The 22,736-nt window shown below is 72.0% G+C and carries 13 protein-coding genes; 4 read left to right on the forward strand and 9 right to left on the reverse strand.

Annotated elements, in window-relative coordinates:
• Window position 1 precedes the first annotated feature (1 nt).
• The 5 genes from ACIBG7_RS10300 to ACIBG7_RS10320 form a co-directional block, all read right to left on the reverse strand.
• Window positions 2-1,285 (reverse strand): protein kinase, encoded by a 1,284-nt coding sequence (locus ACIBG7_RS10300; RefSeq protein ID WP_357924407.1) that lies wholly within the window; start codon window positions 1,283-1,285, stop codon window positions 2-4.
• 43 nt (window positions 1,286-1,328) lie between these two features.
• The gene (locus ACIBG7_RS10305) at window positions 1,329-2,822 is read right to left on the reverse strand and encodes a protein kinase (RefSeq protein WP_397335836.1); all 1,494 of its coding nucleotides are present in this window, start codon (window positions 2,820-2,822) and stop codon (window positions 1,329-1,331) included.
• Between the two features lie 14 nt (window positions 2,823-2,836).
• Complete coding sequence (locus ACIBG7_RS10310) at window positions 2,837-4,585, reverse strand: serine/threonine-protein kinase (RefSeq protein ID WP_397335837.1); 1,749 nt, start codon at window positions 4,583-4,585, stop codon at window positions 2,837-2,839.
• A 62-nt stretch (window positions 4,586-4,647) separates the two neighbouring features.
• Window positions 4,648-5,676, reverse strand: a complete 1,029-nt coding sequence (locus ACIBG7_RS10315; protein ID WP_397335838.1) for an SGNH/GDSL hydrolase family protein — start codon at window positions 5,674-5,676, stop codon at window positions 4,648-4,650.
• Between the two features lie 53 nt (window positions 5,677-5,729).
• Complete coding sequence (locus tag ACIBG7_RS10320; protein WP_357924416.1) at window positions 5,730-7,079, reverse strand: amino acid permease; 1,350 nt, start codon at window positions 7,077-7,079, stop codon at window positions 5,730-5,732.
• Window positions 7,080-7,309: 230 nt separating this feature from the next.
• Between ACIBG7_RS10320 and dnaE the strand changes: the two genes are divergently transcribed.
• A complete protein-coding gene (gene dnaE, locus ACIBG7_RS10325) occupies window positions 7,310-10,837 on the forward strand; it encodes a DNA polymerase III subunit alpha (protein ID WP_397335839.1) in 3,528 nt (1,175 codons plus the stop codon).
• Between the two features lie 42 nt (window positions 10,838-10,879).
• On the opposite strand, the gene ACIBG7_RS10330 is transcribed toward dnaE, so the two are convergent.
• On the reverse strand, window positions 10,880-11,608 hold the full coding sequence (locus tag ACIBG7_RS10330; protein ID WP_397335840.1) for a DUF4097 family beta strand repeat-containing protein: 729 nt from the start codon (window positions 11,606-11,608) through the stop codon (window positions 10,880-10,882).
• Between the two features lie 117 nt (window positions 11,609-11,725).
• Between ACIBG7_RS10330 and ACIBG7_RS10335 the strand changes: the two genes are divergently transcribed.
• A complete protein-coding gene (locus ACIBG7_RS10335) occupies window positions 11,726-12,391 on the forward strand; it encodes a DNA polymerase beta superfamily protein (protein ID WP_397335841.1) in 666 nt (221 codons plus the stop codon).
• 22 nt (window positions 12,392-12,413) lie between these two features.
• Here ACIBG7_RS10335 and ACIBG7_RS10340 read toward each other — a convergent pair whose 3' ends face one another.
• Entirely contained in the window at window positions 12,414-12,998 is a 585-nt protein-coding gene (locus ACIBG7_RS10340) for a TetR/AcrR family transcriptional regulator (protein WP_397335842.1), read from the reverse strand.
• 118 nt (window positions 12,999-13,116) lie between these two features.
• Here ACIBG7_RS10340 and ACIBG7_RS10345 point away from each other — a divergent pair, with 118 nt between their 5' ends.
• Entirely contained in the window at window positions 13,117-13,986 is an 870-nt protein-coding gene (locus tag ACIBG7_RS10345) for an alpha/beta fold hydrolase (protein WP_397335843.1), read from the forward strand.
• Between the two features lie 247 nt (window positions 13,987-14,233).
• A complete protein-coding gene (locus ACIBG7_RS10350) occupies window positions 14,234-17,629 on the forward strand; it encodes a M28 family peptidase (RefSeq protein WP_357924431.1) in 3,396 nt (1,131 codons plus the stop codon).
• Window positions 17,630-17,634: 5 nt separating this feature from the next.
• Here ACIBG7_RS10350 and ACIBG7_RS10355 read toward each other — a convergent pair whose 3' ends face one another.
• Window positions 17,635-20,391 (reverse strand): AAA family ATPase, encoded by a 2,757-nt coding sequence (locus ACIBG7_RS10355; protein ID WP_397335844.1) that lies wholly within the window; start codon window positions 20,389-20,391, stop codon window positions 17,635-17,637.
• Between the two features lie 104 nt (window positions 20,392-20,495).
• Window positions 20,496-22,706 (reverse strand): transglycosylase domain-containing protein, encoded by a 2,211-nt coding sequence (locus ACIBG7_RS10360; RefSeq protein WP_397335845.1) that lies wholly within the window; start codon window positions 22,704-22,706, stop codon window positions 20,496-20,498.
• Window positions 22,707-22,736: the final 30 nt, after the last annotated feature.

The raw sequence follows: 22,736 nt of genomic DNA on the forward strand, positions 1-22,736 counted from the left end.
TCTAGCCCTCGCCCTCCTCGGCGGGGCCGCCCTCGGCGTCGGTGGGCTCGATCTCGCCGGGCTCGCCCGAGGCGCTCTCCTCGGCCTCCTCCTGCGGCGTCTTCTTTGGCTTCGGCTTGGGCTTGGTGGGGGTGGCGGAGGGGCGGGGCTCGGGCTCCGGGCTGCGCTCGGCCGACGGAAGGGCTTCGGACGGCGTGACCGACGGGGCGACCGGCGGGGCCTGCCGTACCGGGCTCTTCTCGGGCTCGCTGCGCCGCGGCTCCGACGCGGCCGAGACCGTGCTCTTCACCGAAGGTACGGCAGGCGGCCCGCCCGTGGTCTCGCGACCGGTCAGCCACGCGGTCGCCCCGGCCACCAGCGCCACGGCGACGGTCGCGGCCGACACCAGCACGGCCGCCCGCGTCTGGCGGCGCGTCAGCCGCCCGGACCTCGGCGCCCCGGCCAGGGCCGCCGCCGCCGGGCTGGTCGGCTCGGCGGGCAGCCCCGCGGCGACGGCCCGCAGCCGGGCGTCGGCCTCCTCCAGCGGCATCCGGTCCTCGGGGTGCTTGCGCAGCAGGCCGGTGATGATCGGCGCGAGGGGTCCGGCGCGGCTCATCGGCGCCGCCTCGGCGTGGATCACCGCGGCCAGCGTGGACAGCGGATTGTCGCGCTGGAAGGGCGAGCGGCCCTCCGCCGCGACGTAGAGTGTGACGCCCAGCGACCACAGGTCGGAGGCGGGTGTGGCGTCGGCGCCGAGCGCCCGCTCCGGCGCGATGAAGGCCGGCGTCCCGACCAGCACGCCGGTCCTGGTGACGGTCACGTCGTCGTCGGTGGTGGCGATGCCGAAGTCGGTGAGCACGGCCCGGCCGTCCTCGCTCAGCAGCACGTTGTCCGGTTTGACGTCCCGGTGCAGCACGCCCGCCGCGTGCGCCGCGCGCAGCGCCTCCAGCAGTTGCACGCCGATCTCCGCCACCCGCCTGGGCGGCAGCGGCGTCTGCGAGCCGAGGGTGTCGGACGGGATGAGCTGCATCACGATCCAGGGGTGGCCGGCTTCCTCCAGCACGTCGTAGACCATCGCCACGCCCGGATGCGCGACCCGGCCGGCCGCCCTGGCCTCGCGGAAGGTCCGGGCGAGGAACAGGGCGCGGTCGGCCTCCTCCAGATCGGGCGGCGGGATGACCTCCTTGATCGCCACGTCGCGGTCGAGCACCTCGTCGTGAGCCTGCCAGACCTTGCCCATGCCGCCGCGCCCGATCGGGTGCAACAGCCGGTAACGCCCACCGATGATCCCCGCAGAATCGGACATGAGCCGCGAGCTACCCAGGATCGGGTGATCTATTGGTCCCGGATCAAGACGGGCGGAAGGACTGCCGGAAGGTGCGCAGGTAACGCAGCTCGGCGTTCCAGGTGCTCTGCGGCGCCTCCCAGTACAGGGCGAAGGGCCGGCCGTCGCGGGTGCGGAAGCCGCGGTTGACGACGTGGAGCTGGCGGCCCTGGACCGAGCGGATGAACTCCCAGTCGGCGGCCGGGCGGCCGAGGTAGGTGAGCGGGCGGATCCCGATCCGGCGGTAGCCGGTGAACTGGTTCTTGGCCAGGATCTGCCGTTCGACGTCGGTCCAGTGCTCGACCTCGTCGGCGTAGTCGGCCTCCGGCTCGGTCCACTCGACGATCAGCACGCCCTGGGCGCCGGGGCCGCTGAGGGTGACGCTGGCGCGGGTGGCGTGCGGCTTGATCGTCCAGCCGGCGGGCAGGGCGATGGAGAAGCCGCCCGCGGCGTTCTTGACGGTGCGCCAGCCGGCCGGCAGCGACGGGGTGGGCTTCGCCGTACGGGTGGGGGTGGCCGGGGCGGAGGTCGGCGGCGCGGGCGTGGGCGAGGCCGTCACCGGCGCGCCGGCGGCGGACTGGGAGGAGACCCACCAGTAGCCGCCGCCCGCGCCGGCGGCCAGCAGCAGGACGAGCGGCACGGCCCACAGCGCGGCCGGGCGGCGGCGCGGGGCGGGCAGGTCGACGGTGGCCTCGCCGAGGCGCTGCGGCGCGGTGCCGGAGCGCAGGGCGGTGAGCCGGGCCTGCACCTCGTCGGCGCCCATCCGGGTGGCCGGGTCGCCCTTGAGCAGGCCCATGATGACCGGCGCCAGCGGCCCGGCCAGGCGCGGCGGCTCGGGGGCGTCGCGCAGCACGGCGGCGACGGTGGCGGCCCAGGAGTCGCGGCGGAAGGGCGGCACGCCCTCGGCGGCGGCGTACAGCGTCGCGCCGAGCGACCACAGGTCGGAGGCGGGGGTGGCGGGCAGGCCGTTCAGCCGCTCGGGCGGCATGTAGGCGGGGGTGCCGACGAGGTTGCCGGTGGCGGTGAGCCCGGCGTCGGCCTCCAGGGTGGCGATGCCGAAGTCGGTCAGCACGACCCGGCCGTCGTCGGCCAGCAGCACGTTCTCCGGCTTGACGTCGCGGTGCAGGACGCCGGTGGCGTGGGCGGCGCGCAGCGCGCCGAGCACCTGCAGCCCGATGTGGGCCACGTGCCCGACCGGCAGCGGGCCGCCGCTCCTGACCACCTCGGCCAGCGAGCGGGAGGGCACGAGCTGCATGACGATCCAGGGCCGGCCGTCCTCCTCCACGACGTCGTGGACGACCACGACGCCGGGATGGTCGAGCCGCCCCGCGGCGCGCGCCTCGCGGATGGTGCGCGCGTTCAGCTCGGCCCGCTTGGCCTCGCCGACGCCGGTGTAGCGCACCTCCTTGACCGCCACCGGGCGGTCGAGGAACTCGTCGTGGGCGCGCCAGACGATGCCCATCCCGCCTTCGCCGAGGGGCTCGATCAGTCGATAGCGCCTGCCGACCTGCCTGTCCATCCGCGACAGCCTACCTACTTGCGTGGTTTGAACGTCGCGGCGAAGGTGTCGAAGAAGTGCAGGTCCTTCTTCCAGCGGCTGTCTAGGTTGTGCCAGTAGATGGAGTAGCCCATGCCGCCTTCGGTGACGAAGCCGCGGTTGCGCACCCGGGTCTTGCCGGAGTTGGTGATCCAGGTGAACTCCCAGTCGGCGGCGGCGACCATGTAGTCCACCTTCTTGATGTGGACCAGCTTGTAGCCGCCGAACCGGCTGGAGGCGCCGCGCTCCTGGACCTCCCAGTCGCGCTTGGGGTCGTCGCCGGCCTTGTCGATCTGGTCGATGGCGAGGAAGGCGTTGGAGGCCGCGCCCGGGCCGCGGAAGAAGACCTGCGAGCCCTCCCGCTTGTACTCCTCCCAGCCCTTGGGCAGGCCGACTTGGAAGCCGGTCTTGTCCTTGTACATCTTCCAGCCCTCGGGCAGCGCGTCCTTCGGCTTCTCCGCCGACGGCGTGGCCTCCGGGGTGCTCTCGGGCGTCGCCGAGGGCTCGGCGGAGGAGGGCCCCGCGGTGGAGGGCGCGGCCGAGGGGGGCGTGGTCGCCGTGGAGGTGGCGGCGGCCGCCGACGGCTTGGGGGAGGCCTGCGGGTCGTCGGCCGAGCGCAGCCCGAGCCAGACGCCGACGCCGGCCACCAGCGCCACGGCCGCGCCGACGGCGACCACCGGCGTGACGCGGCGCGAGCCGGACCGGGAGGTGACGGTCGGATCCTCCAGCTCCCGCGGCGGCGTGCTCTCCTTGCGGGTGACCGCCGGACGGGGCTCCACCTGCTCCAGGTGCGATCCGGTCTCCGGCGCGGAGGACGCCGGCGTGGGCGTCCGGCGCGCCGTCTGCTTGGGCGGAAGCGCCGGTACGGCCCGCAGCGTCGGGTCGGTGGGCATGTCGTCCTCCTCCGGCGGGGGCGCCGCCGGAGGCTGGGAACGGCGGACGATGTCGCGCAGCATCCGCGCGGCGTCGCCGTAGGTGAGCCGCTCGTCGGGCTCCTTGACCAGCAGGCCGGTGATCACCGGCGCCAGCGGGCCGCCCTTGGAGGCGGGGTCGGCCTCGTCGTTGAGCACCGCGTGCATGGTCGCCATCACCATGCCGCGCTCGTGCGGGGCGCGGCCCTCGACGGCGGCGTACAGCGTGGCGCCGAGCGACCACAGGTCGGACTCGCGCCGCGCGGGCAGCCCCTTGAGGCGTTCCGGCGCGATGAAGGCGGGGGTCCCGGCCAGTCCGGTCATGGTGAGCTGGGTCTCGGTCTCCAGGGTGGCGATGCCGAAGTCGGTCAGCACCACCCGGCCGTCGTCGGCCAGCAGCACGTTCTCCGGCTTGACGTCGCGGTGCAGGACGCCGGCCTCGTGCGCGCTGTGCAGGGCCTCCAGCACCGCCAGGCCGATCTCGGCGACCTTCTTCCACGGCAGCGGGCCGTCCTGCTTGATCACCGTGCCCAGCGAGCGGGAGGGCACGAGCTGCATGACGATCCAGGGCTGGTCGTCCTCCTCGATCACGTCGTAGACGACGATCACGTTGGGGTGCTCGAACCGCGCCGCCGCCCTGGCCTCGCGCATGGTGCGCCGGTTGAGGAGCTGGACCTCCTCGCCCAGGTCGGTCGAGTACCTGACCTCCTTCACCGCGACCGTGCGGTCCAGGAGCTCGTCATGGGCACGCCAGACGATGCCCATGCCGCCACGTCCGATGGGCTCCTGCAGGTGGTACCGGCCGGCGATCCGGCGGCCAGGGTTCTGTCTCAACGGCCACAAACCCCCTTCTAAACCCCGAAATACTCCCATAGGGAAGGGAGATCGGCGACTCGCTAGGGGAGCAGGAGATTGTTCAGTGGCCGTCCGGGTCCGGCGGAGATCTGCGCCGCGACGAGCTCTCCCAGCCTGCGATACCCCCCGGCGGTGGGATGGTAGCTGCGGCTGTACACCTTGAGCTGCTCGACATCGACGTCGAGCGCGTTCATGTACGGCGAGCCGCGCCCGATCTCGTGGCCGTCGAAGGCGTCGTAGGCGTCCACGAACTCGGCGCTGCCCGGCCCGCCGAAGGTGGCGATGGCCCGATCCACCTCGGCCACCACCTCGCGCGAGGCGTCGTTGAGAAAGCGGGCCATCCGGTTGACCCAGCGCTGGTCGTCCGGCGTCAGGTTGTCCACCCGGTCGGCCGGCGCGGCCGGGAAGGGCCGGGGGTAGCCCAGCACGATGATCCGGGCCTCCGGCGCCCGCCGGCGGATCTCCAGCAGCACCTGGCGCAGGTTGGGCGTCATCCCGGCCACCCGGCGGCGGACCACCGCCTCCTGCTCGGTGCAGCCGTCCGACCACGGCAGCCGCAGGATGCACTCCTTGAGCACGTCGGTGAAGCCCGCGTCGTTGCCGCCGATGCTCACCGTGACCAGGCTGGCCGCCGGGCCCACCCGGGAGATCTGCGGCTTGTGCCCGTGCTGGCCCTTCAGCAGGTGCACCGTCGTCGCCCCGGCGCACGCCCAGAACGAGGCGCCGCCGGCGAACCGCAGGGAGCCGGCGATCTGCGGCACGTACGACCCCCGCGAGCGGTGGCACAGCCCCGCGCCCGCGTCGATCGGCCGCTCGGTCTCGTCGTAGACGCCCTCGCCGGAGGAGAACGAGTCGCCCAGCGCGATGTAGGCGCCGCTCAGCGCCGCCTCCTGCGGGCTCAGCCGGCGCGGCTGCGGTAACCGCCGCGCCGCCGGGCCCTCCTCGGCGCAGGCCACCGCCAGCGTCGCGCACGAGACCCGGTCGAGCGTCCCCGTCGCCAGAACGGTCAAGGCCAGGGCCACCCCCAGCGCCCCCGCCGCCACCATCTCGGCGGTCCGCCTGCGCGCCACCCGCGCCCCCTCCCCGATAGGCGTCCTAGGGAGGATAACCCGGCTCGCCGCGCTCACCCAGCGGCGTCGCGCCGGGCCTTGACGACCCGCCAGCCGATCCAGATCGCCGCGGCCACCAGCGGGATGGCGAAGAACGCGATGCGCTGGTCCTCGTCGGCGACCGCCATCAGCAGGACGACCAGCAGCAGGAAGGCCATCGTCGCCCAGTTGGTGTACGGCGAGCCGGGCATGGCGAACTCCGAGCGGTGCCCGGAGCGGCGCAGCCGTACCTGGCAGTAGAGCAGCGTCGCCCAGGTCGTGATCACGCCGAGGGAGGCGATCGCGGTCGCGATGTTGAAGGCGCGTTCCGGGACGTAGTAGTAGAGGGCCACGCCGAGCAGGAAGACCGAGGCGGTGAGCAGGATGCCGCCGAACGGCACGTGCCGCGAGCTGAGCCGCCGGGTGAAGGACGGCGCCTCGCCCTTGAAGCCCATCGAGCGCAGGATGCGGCCGGTGGAGTACAGGCCGGAGTTGCACGAGGACAGCGCGGCGGTGATCACGATGAGGTTCATGGCGTCGGCCGCCCACGGCAGCCCGATGCTGCCGAAGACGGTGACGAACGGCGAGGTGCCCGCCTCGTAGGAGGTCCAGGGCAGCACCATGCCGAGCAGCAGGACCGAGCCGACGTAGAAGACCGCGATCCGCCACACGACGCCGTTGATCGCCCGCGGCATCACCTTGCGCGGCTCGGCGGTCTCCCCGGCGGTGATGCCGACCAGCTCGATCGAGGCGTAGGCGAAGACGACCGCCTGCAGGCTGAGCAGCACGACCGGGAAGCCGTTGGGGAAGAAGCCGCCGTGCGCGGTGAGGTTGGCCGGGCTCGCCCCGTCCACCGCGAAGATCACCAGGAACAGGCCGACGATGAGGAAGGCGCAGATCGCCAGCACCTTCAGCAGCGCGAACCAGAACTCCAGCTCGCCGAAGAGCTTGACCGACAGCAGGTTGACCACCAGCACCACGGCCAGCGCGAGCCCGGCGGTGACGTACTCGGGGAAGCCCGGCGCCCAGTACTTGACGTAGGTGGCGATCGCGGTCAACTCGGCGATGCCGGTGAATGCCCAGTTGAGCCAGTACATCCAGCCGCTGGCGAAGGCCGCCCACGGGCCGATGAACTCCCCGGCGTACTCCACGAACGAGCCGCTGGTCGGCCGGTAGAGGACCAGCTCGCCCAGGGCCCGCATGACGAAGAAGGCGGCCACGCCGGCCGCGAAGTAGGACAGCACCAGGGCCGGCCCGGCCGCGGCCATGCGGCCGCCGGAGCCGAGGAACAGGCCGACGCCGATCGCGCCGCCGATGGCGATCATCTGGACCTGACGGTTGCCCAGGGCGTGCGTGTAGCCCTCGTCGGTGCGTGACTGGCTCATCACGCAGACGATATCCGCGCAGGTGGTGACGGGTCGGACGGCGCGCCGAGCGTCGTTCTCCGGTACGGCGGAGCCGCCCGGCGAGGGGCTCGAGGCTGACACATCAGCCGGGGGAGCGCGGGCCCGCCGTACAGGTCGTCAGGGAAACGCGCGGCTGCTCCGGACTGTCGGCCGGGACGGCTAGAGTCGAGCCTGCGCATCCCAGCTCGATCCGAGGAGGTCTCCGCTCCATGTCGTCCGGCGACTCGTTTGTCCACCTGCACGTGCACACCGAGTATTCGATGCTGGACGGGGCGGCGCGCCTCAAGCAGATGTTCAAACAGGTTGGCGACCTGAACATGCCCGCCATCGCGATCACCGACCACGGCAACATGCACGGCGCCAACGACTTCTACAGGCAGGCGACCGCGGCGGGCATCAAGCCGATCATCGGCATCGAGGCCTACGTCGCGCCCGAGCTGCGGCAGAACAAGAAGCCGGTGCTGTGGGGCGAGCCGCACCAGAAGAGCGACGACGTCTCCGCGGGCGGCTACTACACCCACATGACGATCTGGGCGCGCAACAAGGCGGGCCTGCACAACCTGATGAAGCTCTCCTCGCGCGCCTACACCGAGGGCTTCGTGCGCAAGTGGGCGCGGATGGACGCCGAGATCCTCGCCGAGCACGCCGACGGCCTGATGGCGACCACCGGCTGCCCCTCCGGCGAGGTGCAGACCCGGCTGCGGCTCGGGCAGTACGACGAGGCCGTCAAGGCGGCGGCGAAGTACCAGGAGATCTTCGGCAAGGACAACTACTTCCTGGAGATCATGGACCACGGGCTCGAGATCGAGCGCCGCGTCCGCGACGGCCTGGTCCGCATCTCCCGCGAGCTGGGCATCCCGCCGGTGGTCACCAACGACTCGCACTACACCTACGAGTCCGACTCCGCCTCCCACGACGCGCTCCTGTGCATCCAGACCGGCAAGCAGCTCTCCGACCCCGACCGCTTCCGCTTCGACGGCTCCGGCTACTACATCAAGACCGCCGACGAGATGCGCGCGGTGGACAGCTCCGACATCTGGGCCGAGGGCTGCCGCAACACCCTGCTGGTGGCCGAGAAGGTCGACCCGACCGGGTTCTTCGAGTTCAAGAACCTGATGCCGACCTACCCGGTGCCCGAGGGCATGACCGAGGAGGAGTACTTCCGCCAGCAGACCTGGGAGGGTCTGAAGCGGCGCTTCCCCGAGGGCATCGACGAGGAGCACCGCGCCTGGGCGGAGAACGAGCTCGGTGTCATCATCCAGATGGGCTTCCCGAGCTACTTCCTCGTGGTCGCCGACTTCATCATGTGGGCCAAGAACAACGGCATCCGGGTGGGCCCGGGCCGAGGCTCCGCGGCCGGCTCGCTGGTCGCCTACGCGCTGGGCATCACCGACCTCGACCCGATCCCGCACGGCCTGATCTTCGAGCGCTTCCTCAACCCCGAACGTGTCTCCATGCCCGACGTCGACATCGACTTCGACGAGCGCCGGCGCGCCGACGTGATCAGGTACGTGACGGAGAAGTGGGGCGCCGACAAGGTCGCCATGATCGCCACCTTCGGCACCATCAAGGCCAAGGCCGCCGTCAAGGACGCCGGCCGCGTCCTCGGCTACCCCTACGCCCTGGGCGACCGCATCTCCAAGGCCTTCCCGCCCGCGGTGATGGGCAAGGACATCCCGCTCGCGGGCATCTTCGACAAGGACCACCCGCGCTTCAACGAGGCCGGCGAGCTGCGCAAGCTGTACGAGGAGGACGTCGACGTCAAGGCGACGATCGACCTCGGGCGCGGCCTGGAGGGCCTGATCCGGCAGACCGGCGTGCACGCCGCCGGCGTCATCATGTCGTCGGAGCCGCTGACCGACTACATCCCGATCATGCGCCGCGACGCCGACGGCGCGATCATCACGCAGTTCGACTACCCGACCTGTGAGTCGCTCGGCCTGCTGAAGATGGACTTCCTGGGCCTGCGCAACCTGACGATCATCGACGACTGCATCAAGATGATCGAGTCCGGCCGGGGCGAGACGATCGACCTGCTGGCGCTGCCGCTGGACAACCTCAAGGCCTACGAGCTGCTGGCCCGCGGCGACACCCTGGGCATCTTCCAGCTTGACGGCGGTGGCATGCGCACGCTGCTGCGGCTGATGAAGCCGGACAACTTCGAGGACATCTCCGCGGCGCTCGCGCTCTACCGGCCGGGCCCGATGGGCGCCAACTCGCACACCAACTACGCGCTGCGCAAGAACGGCCAGCAGGAGATCACCCCGATCCACCCCGAGCTGGAGGAGCCGCTCAGCGAGATCCTCAGCACGACGCACGGCCTGATCGTCTACCAGGAGCAGGTCATGGCCATCGCGCAGAAGGTGGCCGGGTACTCGCTCGGCGGCGCCGACCTGCTGCGCCGCGCGATGGGCAAGAAGAAGAAGTCCGAGCTGGACAAGCAGTTCGAGTTCTTCGAGAAGGGCATGCAGGACAACGGCTTCTCGGCCGCGGCCATCAAGGCCCTGTGGGACATCCTGCTGCCCTTCTCCGACTACGCCTTCAACAAGGCGCACACCGCCGGGTACGGCCTGGTCTCCTACTGGACCGCCTACCTCAAGGCCAACTACCCGGCCGAGTACATGGCGGCCCTGCTCACCTCGGTCAAGGACGACAAGGACAAGTCGGCCCTCTACCTCAACGAGTGCCGCCGCATGGGCATCAAGGTGCTCCCGCCGGACGTCAACGACTCCGACTTCGACTTCACCCCGCGCGGCACCGACATCCGCTTCGGCCTGTCGGCCATCCGCAACGTCGGCGGCAACGTCGTCGACGGCATCATCGGCGCGCGCAAGGAGAAGGGCCGCTTCGCCGACTTCAAGGACTTCCTGCGCAAGGTCCCGGCGATCGTCTGCAACAAGCGGGTCATCGAGTCGCTGATCAAGGCGGGCGCCTTCGACTCCCTCGGGCACGTCCGCAAGGGCCTGGTCATGGTGCACGAGCAGGCCGTCGACGCGATCATCGACATCAAGAAGAACGAGGCCATCGGCCAGGACTCCCTCTTCGGCGCCGTCGAGGGCGGCGAGGACCAGACCTTCGACGTGCAGATCCCGCTGGGGGAGTGGGAGAAGTCCACGCTGCTGCAGTTCGAGCGGGAGATGCTCGGGCTCTACGTCTCCGACCACCCGCTGCTCGGCGTGGAGCACATCCTCAGCGCCGGGGCCGACTGCTCCATCGCCGCCCTCCAGGACGAGTCGCGCGCCGACGGGCAGGTCGTCACCGTCGGCGGCATCCTGTCGGGCGTGCAGCGCAAGGTCACCAAGAAGGGCGACACCTGGGTGCTCACCCAGTTGGAGGACCTCGAAGGCGCCATCGAGGTGATGATCTTCCCGTCGGCCTACCAGCTCTGCTCGACCATCCTGGCCGAGGACGCGATCGTCTTCGTCAAGGGGCGGATCGACAAGCGGGAGGACGTGGCGAAGATCATCGCCATGGAGGTGACCGCGCCGGACCTCACCGTCGAGTCGGGCGGGCCGCTGCTGGTGAGCATGACGCTGCAGAAGTGCATCCCGCCGGTGGTGGGGCGGCTCAAGGAGATCCTCACCACCCACCCGGGCACCTCCGAGGTGCACCTCCAGGTGCACAACGGGCCCCGGACCACGGTCCTGCGGGTCGAGGACCGCTACCGGGTCACGCCTTCACCGGCGCTCATGGGAGACCTCAAGCAGTTGCTCGGGGCCAACTGCCTCGGCGGCTGACGCCTCGGCCCCTGCCCGGGCAGGGGTTCGTGACCGCGCCGGCTAGCGGGAAGCGACGGTGACGTCGCCGGAGTCGGCGCGGGCGATGATCTTGCGCGGGGCCTTGGGGTCGTCCACCACGGACACGTTGACGTCCCCCGAGTCGGCGGCCGCCTCCACCGAGTACGGCCCGGCGGGGAGGGTGAGCTTGGCGTTGCCCGAGCCGGCCACGAGGGTGACCTTGTCCGGGGCGCCGGCGTACTCCAGGGAGATGTCCCCCGAGTCGACCTCGCCGTTGAGCTCCTTGCCGGTGAGGCCGGTGGCGGTGAGGTCACCGGAGTCCACCCTGGCCTGGAACGGGCCGCTGAGCCCGGTGGCGGTGAGATCGCCGGAGTCGAGCTTGGCGTCGACCGGGCCGCTGAGGTCGAGCAGCTTGACGTCGCCGGAGTCGGCCTGCACTTCCACCTTGAGGCCCTTGGGGATCTCGACCTTGTAGTCGACCGAGCAGTTGTCCATCACCGCCGGGCAGTTGTAGCTCATGCTCAGCGCATCGCCGTCCACCTTGTGGTCGGTGGTCGGGCGCTCGGACGACCAGCGGAGGGTCTCGACGACCTTCACCGACGAGCCGCTCGTCTCGCTGATCACGACCTCGCCCGAGTCGCTGACCAGGGCGAGCCTCGCCACCTTCTCGGTGACCTCGTACTTGTTCGTCGCCTGGTGGGCCGGCTGCGCGATGCTCTGCAGTCCGCAACCGGTCAGTAGCAGCGCGGCGAGTGCCAGGCTGCCCGCCATCCCCGTAACCTTCATGGCACCCGATCCTGCCGTATGCCGGCAGGTGCGGCAGTCAGGTATACCCCCCTATGTGCCCTGAGGGAGCCCTGACCGCCCCAGGGGGTTAGGGTCGTTCCGGTGGAGTGTGAGTGGCGGGAGCGGCATCCAGGGACGGATCTGGTGCTGTCGGTGGTGACCGGTTCGCGGGCGTACGGCCTGCAGACCGAAGGGTCCGACATCGACCGGCGCGGGGTGTTCGTGGCGCCCACGGCCGCGTTCTGGCGGCTGGACAAACCGCCCACGCACCTCGACGGGCCGCTGGAGGAGCAGTTCTCGTGGGAGGTCGAGCGGTTCTGCGTGCTGGCGCTGCAGGCCAACCCGACCCTGCTGGAGTGCCTGTGGTCGCCGATCGTGGAGCACGTCACGCCGGTGGGGGAGCGGTTGCTGGGGTTGCGGACGGCGTTCCTGTCGGGGCGGGCGCGGCAGTCCTTCCTGGGGTACGCCCAGGACCAGTTCCGGCGGCTCGACCCGGCCGCGCCGAAGTGGAAGCAGGCCATGCACATGATCCGGCTGCTGCTGTCCGGGCGGCACCTGGTGGAGTTCGGCGAGCCGCTGGTGCGGGTGGGTGAAGACCGGGAGCGGCTGCTGGCGATCCGGCGCGGGGAGCTGACCTGGGCCGAGGTGGACGCCTGGCGGGCCGAGCTGACCACCGGCCTGAGCCGGGCCGCCGGCCACCTGCCCGCCGAGCCGGACCGCGCGGCGGTGGAGGAGTTCCTGATCGAGGTCCGCAGGGCCGCCCTGTGAATCTGGGGCGGCCCTGGGGCTTTCAGCTCCGGTAGGAGTCGATGAGCCGGGCCAGGTGCTCGCCCGCGACCAGGAGCGGCGTCTCGCTCCTGAACACCTGCGCGGTCAGCTCGGCGCCCTCAAGGGTGTTGATGACGGTGATGGCCAGGTCGTGCGCGACGCCCTCCGCGACTCCGGCCTCGCGAAGCGTGCCGGCCACCAGGTCACGCCAGTGCTGAAAGGCCGCAGCGACGGCCTGTTCGATCTCGGGGGCCCGTCCGGTGGTCTCCAGGGCGGTCGCGCTGATCGGGCACCCGTCCATCCATCCGGAGTCGCGCAGGTGGTCGGCGAGCGCGCGGGCGCAGCCGGCGACGGCCTTCGCCGGGTCGGCCTCGCCGGACAGCGACGCCGACAGCATGGCGGCGAACTCCTGGTCGGCGTGCTTGACCGCGGCCACGCCCAGCGCCTGCTTGCCGCCGGGGAAGAAGTGGTAGACCGAGCCGAGCGTCGCCTTGGCCTCCTGGGCGACCTGCTTGATGCCGGTGCCCTCATAGCCCTGCCGCTGCATCAGCAGGGAGGCCGCGCTGACGATGCGCTCCCGGGTGCCGGGCTGTGGTGTGTTCGCCATACGGCAGAGCTTACTGGATAGAGCGTTCGTTCTGGTTTGCGGACCGCGTCGTGAGCGTGCTAGCTTCCGACTAGTTAGAACGTTCGTTTTAGAGATGTGCACAACAAGGAGTCTTGAGATGGAACACAAGCGGATCACCGTCAACGGCCTGGACCTCGCCTACGTCGAAGCGGGAGAGGGGCCGCTCGCCCTGATGCTGCACGGGTTCGACACGCCCAGGCTGTACCGGTACCTCATGCCCGCGCTGGCCGAGGCGGGCTACCACGCCGTGGTCCCCACCATGCGCGGGTTCGCCCCCTCCCAGGTGCCGCCGGACGGGAGCATGCGCCTTCCCGACCTGATCGCCGACGTCAACGGACTGCACGAGGCCCTCGGCGGCGGTTCCGACGCGGTGCTGATCGGCCATGACTGGGGCGGCTTCACCACCTGGGGCGCCGCCGCGGCCGCACCCGAGCGCTGGTCCAAGGTCGTCGTCAACGACGTCCCGCCGCTGGAGTTCTACGACCGCAACGCCGCCGACCCCGACCGGATCGAGAAGTACGTCCACTTCTACTTCTTCCAGATGGCCGTCGCCGACCACCTCGTGGCGGCCAACGACCTCGCCTACCTCGACTGGCTCTGGGACCACTGGACGGGCAACGTCCCCGGCTACGACTCCACGGAGGACCGCAAGGCGATGAAGGAGGGACTCGACACGCCGGAAAGGCTGCACCTCGGCCTGGAGCTCTACCGGCAGAACTTCCCCGCCGCCACGTTCGGCACCCCCGGCTGGGAGATGGCCCAGGTGCTGGGCAAGCTGCCCACCCAGCCCACCCTCTACCTCCACGGGACCGAGGACCCCGTGGTCGACGAGGCGACGCTCGCCGACATCGTCGCCGCGCTGCCGCCGGGGTCGGACGGCGCGATGATCCCGGGCGCCGGGCACTTCCTGCTCTCCGAGAACCCGGAGGAGGCCAACCGGCGCATCCTCGCCTTCCTGGCCCGCTGACCGCCCCCTCGCGGCCCGGCTTCCCACCTCCGACTCCAGTCGCTGGTCAGGCGGGGGTGAGGTGTACGTACACACCACCAGGCACGGCAATTCCGTACGACATACCGATCCCCCTACGGATGGTCGGCCGGTCGGTCCGGATTTAGCGTCAAGCCGCCTGGTGAGCACAGCTCACCTCACCCCCACCGCATCCGCGCCTGCCCCCACCGGGGCGGGCGCGGGCGCATCCCCTGAAAGGAGCTGGCGAGTGAGAAGCAGATCACTCCTCGCGGCTGTCGCCGGATTGGCCACCACGGCCGCCCTGGTCGCTGCCCCGGCCGCGTACGCCACCCCACCGAAAGACCCGCCCCCCAGCCTGACCTCGGCCGATCCCGAGGCCAGGGCGGCCGCGGCGGCCGACCGGGCCGTCGCCGGCGGCTTCGACCGGTTACGCAAGAGCGGCGACGAGACCTTCTGGCGCAAGTCGGTGACGCCCGGCGTCGGCGGCATGCACTTCGTGTCCTACGAGAAGACCTTCAAGGGCCTGCCCGTGGTCGGCGGCGACGCGGTCGTCGTCACCGACGAGCAGGGCGACGTGCGCGACACGCAGGCCGCGGCCGCGCCGGTCCCCGACACGCTGTCGATCACCCCGAAGGTGAACGCCCGCCGCGCCGAGCGCACCGCGCACCGCCAGCTCGACAAGGTGGACAGCGCCGAGGCCCCCCGGCTGGTCGTGCTGGCCTGGGGCGACTCTCCCAAGCTGGCCTGGGAGAGCGTGCTGACCGGCACCAAGTCCGGCAAGCCCAGCAAGCTGCACGTCTTCGTGGACGCCGCCACCGGCGCGGTGGCCGACTCCTACGACGAGGTGCGCTACGGCACCGGCCAGGGCTACTACAACGGCAACGTCACCATCGACACCAGCCAGTCCAGCGGCACCTACCGGATGGTCGACACCAGCCGCCCCGGCATCCAGTGCGGCGGCCAGAACGGCTCGGCCTACACCGGCCCGGACGACTCCTGGGGCAACGGCCAGGGCACCAACCTGGAGACCGCCTGCGTCGACGCGATGTACGCGGTGCAGCAGGAGTGGAAGATGCTCAGCGCCTGGCTCGGGCGCAACGGCATCAACGGCAACGGCGGCGGCTTCCCGGCGCGCGTCGGCCTCAACGACGTCAACGCCTTCTGGAACGGCAGCTACACCAACTACGGCCACTCGCAGGACAACCAGCGTCAGGTCACCCCGATCGACGTGGTCGCCCACGAGTACGGCCACGCCATCTTCCAGACCACGCCGGGCGGCGCGGGCAGCGGCAACGAGAACGGCGGGCTCAACGAGGCCACCGGCGACATCTTCGGCGCCCTGACCGAGCACTACGCCAACAACCCCAACGACCCGCCGGACTACGAGGTCGGCGAGGAGGTCAACCTGGTCGGCGACGGCCCGATCCGGTACATGTACAACCCGAGCCGGGTGGGCGACCCGAACTGCTACTCCAGCAGCATCCCCAGCACCGAGGTGCACGCCGCGGCCGGCCCGCTGAACCACTGGTTCTACCTGCTGGCCGAGGGCAGCGCGCCCGGCGGCGGCAAGCCGACCAGCCCGATCTGCTCCGGCGGCCCCAGCTCGGTGACCGGCATCGGCATCGAGAAGGCCGGCAAGATCTTCATGGGTGCGCTCAACCGGAAGACCTCGAGCTGGCGCTACGTGAACGTCCGGACCGCCTCCCTCGCCTCCGTGGTCGAGCTCTACGGCGCCAGCAGCGTCGAGTGCAACACCGTCAAGGCGGCCTGGAACGCGGTGTCGGTGCCGGCGCAGAGCGGTGAGGCGCAGTGCTCCACCGTGACGCAGGACTTCTCCATCAGCACCAACCCCACCTCGGCGACGGTCCAGCCCGGCCAGTCGGCGACGACCACCGTCGCCACCCAGACCACCGTGGGCAACCCGCAGACGGTGAACCTGACCGCCTCCGGCCTGCCCGCGGGCGTCACCGCCAGCTTCAACCCGGCCAGCGTCACCAGCGGCAACTCCAGCACGCTGACCCTGGCCACCAGCGCCAGCACCCCGGGCGGCACCTACCAGGTGACCGTCACCGGCACCGGCACGGTGACCCACACGGCGACCTTCAGCCTGACCGTCAGCGGCGGGGGCAACCCCTCCGACCCGCCGGACATCAGCCTGGCCAACGTCAAGGCGCACCTGGCGCAGTTCCAGACCATCGCCACCAACAACGGCGGCAACCGCCGCTCGACCGGCCCCGGCTACACCGCCTCGCTCAGCTACGTCGAGCAGAAGCTCCAGGCGGCCGGCTACACCACCACCCGGGTGGCCTGTGGCGCGACCTGCACCCCCGGCTCGGGCGCGAACCTGATCGCGGACTGGCCCGGCGGTGACACCAACCAGGTGATCATGGCGGGCGCGCACCTCGACGGCGTCTCGGCCGGCCCCGGCATCAACGACAACGCCTCCGGCTCCTCGGCCCTGCTGGAGGTCGCGCTGACCCTGGCCTCCCAGAACCCGACCCTCACCAAGCACGTGCGGTTCGGCTGGTGGAGTGACGAGGAGCAGGGGCTCAACGGCTCCGAGGGCTACATCGCCTCGCTCAGCTCCGCCGACCGGGCGAAGATCCAGGTCTACCACAACTACGACATGGTGGGCTCGCGCAACGGCGGCTACTTCATCAACAACATCACCACCACCGCCGCGCAGCACCTGAAGGCCTACTACGACAGCCTGGGCCTGCAGCCGGAGGAGAACGTCGAGGGCGCCAACCGCTCCGACGACGCCTCCTTCCGCAACGCCGGCATCGCCACCTCCGGCGTGGCCGCGGGCGCCAGCGCCACCAAGACCAGCGCCCAGGCCGCCAAGTGGGGCGGCACGGCCGGAGCGGCCTACGACGCCTGCTACCACGCCGCGTGCGACACCTCGACCAACATCAACGACACCGTCCTGAACCGGGCGGCGGACGCCGCGGCCTACGCCATCTGGAAGCTCGCGGTCGGCACCTCCAACCCGACCCAGGACTTCTCCATCTCGGCCGCCCCGGCCTCCGGGACGGTCCAGGCCGGTTCGCCCATCACCACGACGATCGCCACCCAGACCACCGCGGGCAACCCCCAGACGGTGAACCTGAGCGCCTCCGGGCTGCCCTCCGGCGCCACGGCCGCCTTCAACCCGGCCAGCGTCACCAGCGGCAACTCCAGCACGCTGACGATCACCACCACGGCCGCGACCCCCGCGGGCACCTACCAGGTGACGGTCACCGGAGCCGGCACGACCGGCAGCAAGACGACCGTCTACACGCTGACCGTGCAGTCGACCACCCCCGGCCGCACCTTCCGCAACGACACCAACTACACGATCTACGACTACAGCTACATCCAGTCGTCGGTCACCTCCACCGCGACCGGCACCGCGACCTCGCCGGTCAAGGTCGCGGCGACCAGCAACCACACCTGCATCGAGGACCTGGACATCTGGCTGCGCGGCCCGAACGGCACGTGGTACCAGATCAGGACCGCGGGCGGCACCTCCTGCACGGCCTTCGGCAGCCGCACCTGGCAGGTGCCGGTCAGCCAGCAGGCCGGCGGCACCTGGGTGCTGTACATCGAGGACGTCTACGCCGGTGACCAGGGTGTCCTGGACTGGTGGAGCGTCACCGTCTGATCCCGCTAGTCGGCTGGGGGTGTGATCTCCGTCCTGGAGCGCACCCCCAGCTTCCTGAGGAGGGTGGCCACATGGGTCTCGACGGTCCGGCGGGACAGGAAGAGCACCTCGGCTATCTCCTTGTTGGTACGGCCCAGCGCGACCAGCCGGGCCACCTCGCGCTCGCGTTGCGACAGGACTCCACCCCGTCGCAGCGCGGGCGCGCTCACTCCGTGCTCGCGCAGCAGCCGCCGGCACCGGGCCGCGTCGCGGGTGGCCCCCAGCGCGGCGAAGCGCTCGGCCACCTCGGCCAGGACCGTGGCCGCCGCGGTGCTCTTGCCCAGCGCCAGCAGCGCCCCGGCCTCCGACTCCCCGGCCCGAGCCGCCGCGTACGGCTGCGGGATGGCGTCGTAGGTCTCCCGAGCCCGGGCGAAGTGCTCGTAGGCCTCCTCCGGCACGGTCAGCAGCCCCCGGGTCACGTGCAGGCCGGCCCGCGCCGAGGGCGCGTCGAGGCCCGCCAGTCCGGCCTCGAAGTCACCCATCAGCGTGGCGGCCTCCGCCCGCAGCCCGGCCGTCACCAGCGCGGTGACGGCGGCGGGCACGACCTGGTCGCCCCAGGCCCACACGCCCTTGCGGCGCAGCCTGGCCGCCGCCCGCCTGGCCTCCTCCACCGCCCTGGCCACCTGCTCGCGGGCCAGGTGCAGCTCGACCAGCCCGGCCCAGGAGGCCAGCACGAAGGGCAGGTAGAGCGAGTCGGGCGAGTCGCGCCCGGCGGCGTGCAGGTGCGACTCGGCCTCGGTCCACTCCCCGGCGGCCAGGGCGAGCTGGCCCAGCACCAGGCGGGCCTCGACGCCGGCGAAGGGCGAGTCGCGGGTCGTCTCGACCATCGCCTCCGCCCGCGCGGCCAGGCCCTCCCAGCGGCCGATCATCCAGTCGATCCGGAGCGAGACGCCCTGGACCAGGTAGATGGGGAACAGCGCGCCGGTCTCCTCGGCGAGGGCGGTGCCGCGCCTGCCGTACTCCTCGGCCTCCGACAGCCGGCCGAGCGTCACGGCCAGGTCGTAGAGGTTGCAGAGGGTGCGGGCGACCTGGCGGCGCACCGCGGCCGAGGGGTCGCCGGCCGGCAGCCGGGCGGCCAGCGCGCCGGCCTCGGGCCGGCCCACCGACATGGCCAGCGCGGCGCGGTTGCCCGCCACGGCGGCCTGCAGTTCGGGGTCGTCGCCGGCCGCGGCCAGGTGCTCGGCCCGGCGCATCCACTGCTCCTGCACCTCCAGCGGTTCCGGGCCCCAGCCGGGCATCGCCAGGCAGGCCAGCCCGCGCGCGGCCAGGGCCGGGCGCTCGGCCTCCAGGTCGGCGACCGCCGCCATGATCGCCGGCCGGGCGGCGAGCACGTCGCCGAGCTGGCCGTGCAGCATGAGGCCGAGGGAGAGCCGGGCCTCGCCGCGCAGCTCGCGGGAGAGCCGCTCGTCGGCCAGCAAGGGCCGCAGCAGCAGGATCGCCCGCGGGTTGGCCGGTCCTGCCATGGCCAGCCGGCCCAGCGTCAGCACCAGGGGCGGGCGCTCGGCCTCGGGCAGTTCGGGGTCGGCCAGCAGCTCCTCCAGCACCTCGACGGCCACCGGCAGGTCGCCCACCGCCGCCGCGCGGGCCGCGGCGGCCTTGCCGTACTCCAGCCAGGCCGCCAGGTCGCCGGCGCGGCGGGCGTGGAAGGTGAGCTGGACCAGCGGCGGCGGGTCGGCCTCGGCCAGGGCGGCGACGGCGCGGGCGTGGATGAGGCGGCGGCCGGGGCCGGGGATGGTGTCGTAGGCGGCCTCCTGCGCCAGCGGGTGGCGGAAGCCGTACCGGCCGCCGGGATGCTCGTGCAGGACGCCCAGACGCAGCGCCTCCAGCAGGCCCGCGGCGCCGCCGGCGACGGCGGCCAGCTCGTCCTCGCGCACCGGCACCCGTAACACCGCGGCGGCCCGCACGGTCGCCAGCACCTCGGGCGGCAGCCGGTCGAGCTGCTCGGTCATCGCCTCGCGCAGCAGCAGCGGCACCCGGCCCAGCTCAAGGTCGGCGCCGACCGAGCGCAGCAGCTCCTCCACCAGGAAGGGGATCCCGGAGGTACGGCGGTGCAGCCGGTCGGCGAAGCCGGGCGGCAGCTCCCGGCGCTGGAGCAGCCCGGAGGCCAGCCGTCCGACCTGGGCGGCGTCGAGCGGGGTCAGGGAGATGACGGCGCTGGCGGAGCCGAGCGGCAGGCCGGTGACCGGGCGGCGGTAGGTGAGCACCAGCGCCAGGCCTTCCGGCGGCCGGCTGGTGAGGAAGCGCAGCAGTTCGCGGGTGCCGTCGTCGGCCCAGTGCAGGTCCTCGATGACCAGCACCGCGGGCCCGGCGGCGGCCAGCAGCTCGCGCACCGCGCGAAAGAGCCGGTGCCGCTCGGCCGCGGGATCGGCCAGCGGCGGCGGCGCGGGCGGCAGCAGCTCGCCCAGCTCGGGGAGATGGCCGCGCAGTGCGCCGGTGACCGGGTTGAGCCCGGCCAGGGGGCCGGTGACCGGGTTGTTCCCGGCCAGGCGGCCGGGTACCTCGCGCAGGGCCTCGAAGACCGGTCCGTAGGGAAACGGCTCGCGCAACTGGTGGCAGTGGCCCAGCAGCAGGGTGCGGCCGCTCACGCCGCCTTCCGCCGCCGCTCTGACCAGCCGCGTCTTGCCGATGCCCGGTTCCCCCTCGACCAGCGCCACCGAGGGGGGATGCGTCATCGCCTCCCTGAGGACCCGTAATTCGCCCTCACGGCCCACAAGCTCGCTCATGAACGACTCCGTCTGTGTGGCATGCCTTGCCGAAGTTATGCACTTCTTGACACATCCGGTCAATCCCGTCACATCACCGAGTTATTGCGACTTGGTGTCGGTCGTTACCGCCGGCGGTCACGGTGGTGGTGGGTGCGGTGTGCCCGCCACCACCGGCGGGCCCGGTCCTTGGTTCGGCGCTCCCAGCGCACCCGCTCGCCGCGGACGGCCCGCCGGGCGTCGGTGGCGCGCTTCTCCGCCTCCAGGGCCTCCTTCAGGCCCGGCGTGAAGCCGCCGCCGAAGCGGGAGTGGTCCGGCGCGACGAAACGGGTCCCCGGAGTATCGCGCAGCGCCCCCAGCATCGAGGAGACCCAGATCGGGCCGGGCAGCGAGGCGCCCTGCACCGAGCCGTACCCCTGGCCGCCGATGACCACCCCGCGCAGCGGGTGGCGGTAGGAGCCGCGGATGTCGCCGACGCTCACCGCCGCCGCCAGGTCGGGGGTGTAGCCGGCGAACCAGGCCGAGGTGTAGCCGTTGTTGGTGCCGGTCTTGCCGGCCGCGTGCCGGCCGATGCTCTTGCCCTTCATCGTGCCCTGGGTGAACACGCCCTGCAGCACGTGGTTGACGGCGTCGGCCACCTGGCGGTCGATGGCCTGCTCACAGGCGGGCGCCACGACCGTGCGCTTGCCCTCCCGGTCGACGATCTCCACGATCGCCTGCGGGCGGCAGTAGCGGCCCCGGGCGCCGAAGGCGGCGAAGGAGGCGGCGACCGTCACCGGGTCCATCTCGTTGACGCCCAGCGTGAAGGTCGGCACCTCGCGCAGCGGGCCGCCGTCGGCCCGGGCGATCCCCAGCGCGCGGGCGGTCTTGACCACGTTGCACAGGCCGACCTTGCGCTCCAGCATCATGTAGAAGATGTTCACCGACTTCCAGGTGCCGGTGGAGATGCTGTGCGGGCCGCCCTTGCCCTCGCCGCTGGCGTTGTAGACGCGCGCCCCGGGCGCGTTGACCGGCCGGCCGGCGCAGTCGCGGTAGCCCTGGGCGGGCACGAAGTGGCCGGGGGTGCCGAAGCCCTGGTTGAAGCGCCAGCCCTGGGCCAGCGCGGTGGCCAGCGTGTACACCTTGAACGTCGAGCCGGCCTGGAAGCCGAGCCCGCCGCCGTGGGCGACGTCGGCGGCCAGGTTGTAGGTGGTGCGCGGGCCGTTGTTCTTGTTGCCGGGATTGCGGCCGTACTTCTTGCTGACCGCCATCGCCCGGATCCGCCCGGTGCCCGGCTCCACCATCGCCTCGGCCGCGACCTCGGTGTCGGCGGCGTGCACCCGCGCCGAGATCGCCCGGTCGGCGGCCCGCTGCGCCCGCGGGTCGAGCGTGGTGCGCAACACCAGCCCGCCGCGCGCCAGCCGCCGCTGCCGCTCGGCCGCGGTGTTGCCGAACACCGGGCTGGTCAGCAGCTCCCGCTGGACGTACAGGCAGAAGAACGGGTACTCGCTCTCTCCGCAACCGCCCGGCGCGGCGCTCATCCGCAGCCCCAGCGGCGCCTTCTTCGCCCGCGCCGCCGCCGCGGCGGTGATCGTCCCGGACTCGGCCATCCGGTCCAGCACCGTGTCGCGCCGCTGCCGCAGCCGCTCGCGCGCCTGGGCGCCCAGCGAGGGATCGGTGGCGTACGGCGAGCGGACCGTCCCGGCGAGGGTGGCCGCCTGGTTCAGGGTGAGCCGGGCCGCGGTGGTGGAGAAGAAGCGCTGGGCCGCCGCCTCGACGCCGTGCGCGCCGGCGCCGAAGTAGGCGATGTTGAGATAGCGCTCCAGGATCTCGTCCTTGGTGTACTTCTCCTCCAGGGCGAGGGCGTAGCGCAGCTCGCTGACCTTCCGGCCCAGGCTCGGGGCGGTGGCCTGCGCGCGCTCGGCGTCGGTCTCGGCCGACTCCAGCAGGATGTTCTTCACGAGCTGCTGGGTCAGCGAGGAGCCGCCCTGCCGTACGCCGCCCGCCTGGGTGTTGGTCAGAGCGGCGCGCAGCGTGCCGCGGACGTCCAGGCCGCCGTGCTCGTAGAAGCGCGAGTCCTCGACCGCCACGATCGCCCGGCGCATCAGCGGGGCGACCTCGGCCAGCGGCACGGTGGTGCGGTTGGCGGTGTAGAACTGCGCGAACTGCCGGCCGTTCTTGTCCAGGAGCCTGGTCACCTGCGGCAGCGGTTCCTCGCGCGGGGCGGGCGGGAGGTCGACGAAGGTGTCGGCCACGTTCCTGGCCGCCAGCCCGGCCCCGCCCACGGCGGGCAGGGCCAGCGCCGCGGCCAGGACCCCGCCGACGGCTCCGGCCACCCCGAGTTTGAGCACAGTCACGCAAGGTGATCTACGACGGTCGCGTCGTGA

Source organism: Nonomuraea sp. NPDC050328, from assembly GCF_044459405.1.
In the GTDB taxonomy this organism is placed as follows: Bacteria; Actinomycetota; Actinomycetes; order Streptosporangiales; family Streptosporangiaceae; genus Nonomuraea.

What these genes read in the sequence shown, in the direction of transcription:
- ACIBG7_RS10340 (WP_397335842.1), bottom strand. Translation starts at nt 12,998, where the DNA reads ATGGCGAACACACCACAGCCCGGCACCCGGGAGCGCATCGTCAGCGCG.
- ACIBG7_RS10300 (WP_357924407.1), bottom strand. Translation starts at nt 1,285, where the DNA reads ATGTCCGATTCTGCGGGGATCATCGGTGGGCGTTACCGGCTGTTGCAC.
- ACIBG7_RS10355 (WP_397335844.1), bottom strand. Translation starts at nt 20,391, where the DNA reads ATGAGCGAGCTTGTGGGCCGTGAGGGCGAATTACGGGTCCTCAGGGAG.
- ACIBG7_RS10320 (WP_357924416.1), bottom strand. Translation starts at nt 7,079, where the DNA reads ATGAGCCAGTCACGCACCGACGAGGGCTACACGCACGCCCTGGGCAAC.
- ACIBG7_RS10330 (WP_397335840.1), bottom strand. Translation starts at nt 11,608, where the DNA reads ATGGCGGGCAGCCTGGCACTCGCCGCGCTGCTACTGACCGGTTGCGGA.
- dnaE (WP_397335839.1), top strand. Translation starts at nt 7,310, where the DNA reads ATGTCGTCCGGCGACTCGTTTGTCCACCTGCACGTGCACACCGAGTAT.
- ACIBG7_RS10305 (WP_397335836.1), bottom strand. Translation starts at nt 2,822, where the DNA reads ATGGACAGGCAGGTCGGCAGGCGCTATCGACTGATCGAGCCCCTCGGC.
- ACIBG7_RS10345 (WP_397335843.1), top strand. Translation starts at nt 13,117, where the DNA reads ATGGAACACAAGCGGATCACCGTCAACGGCCTGGACCTCGCCTACGTC.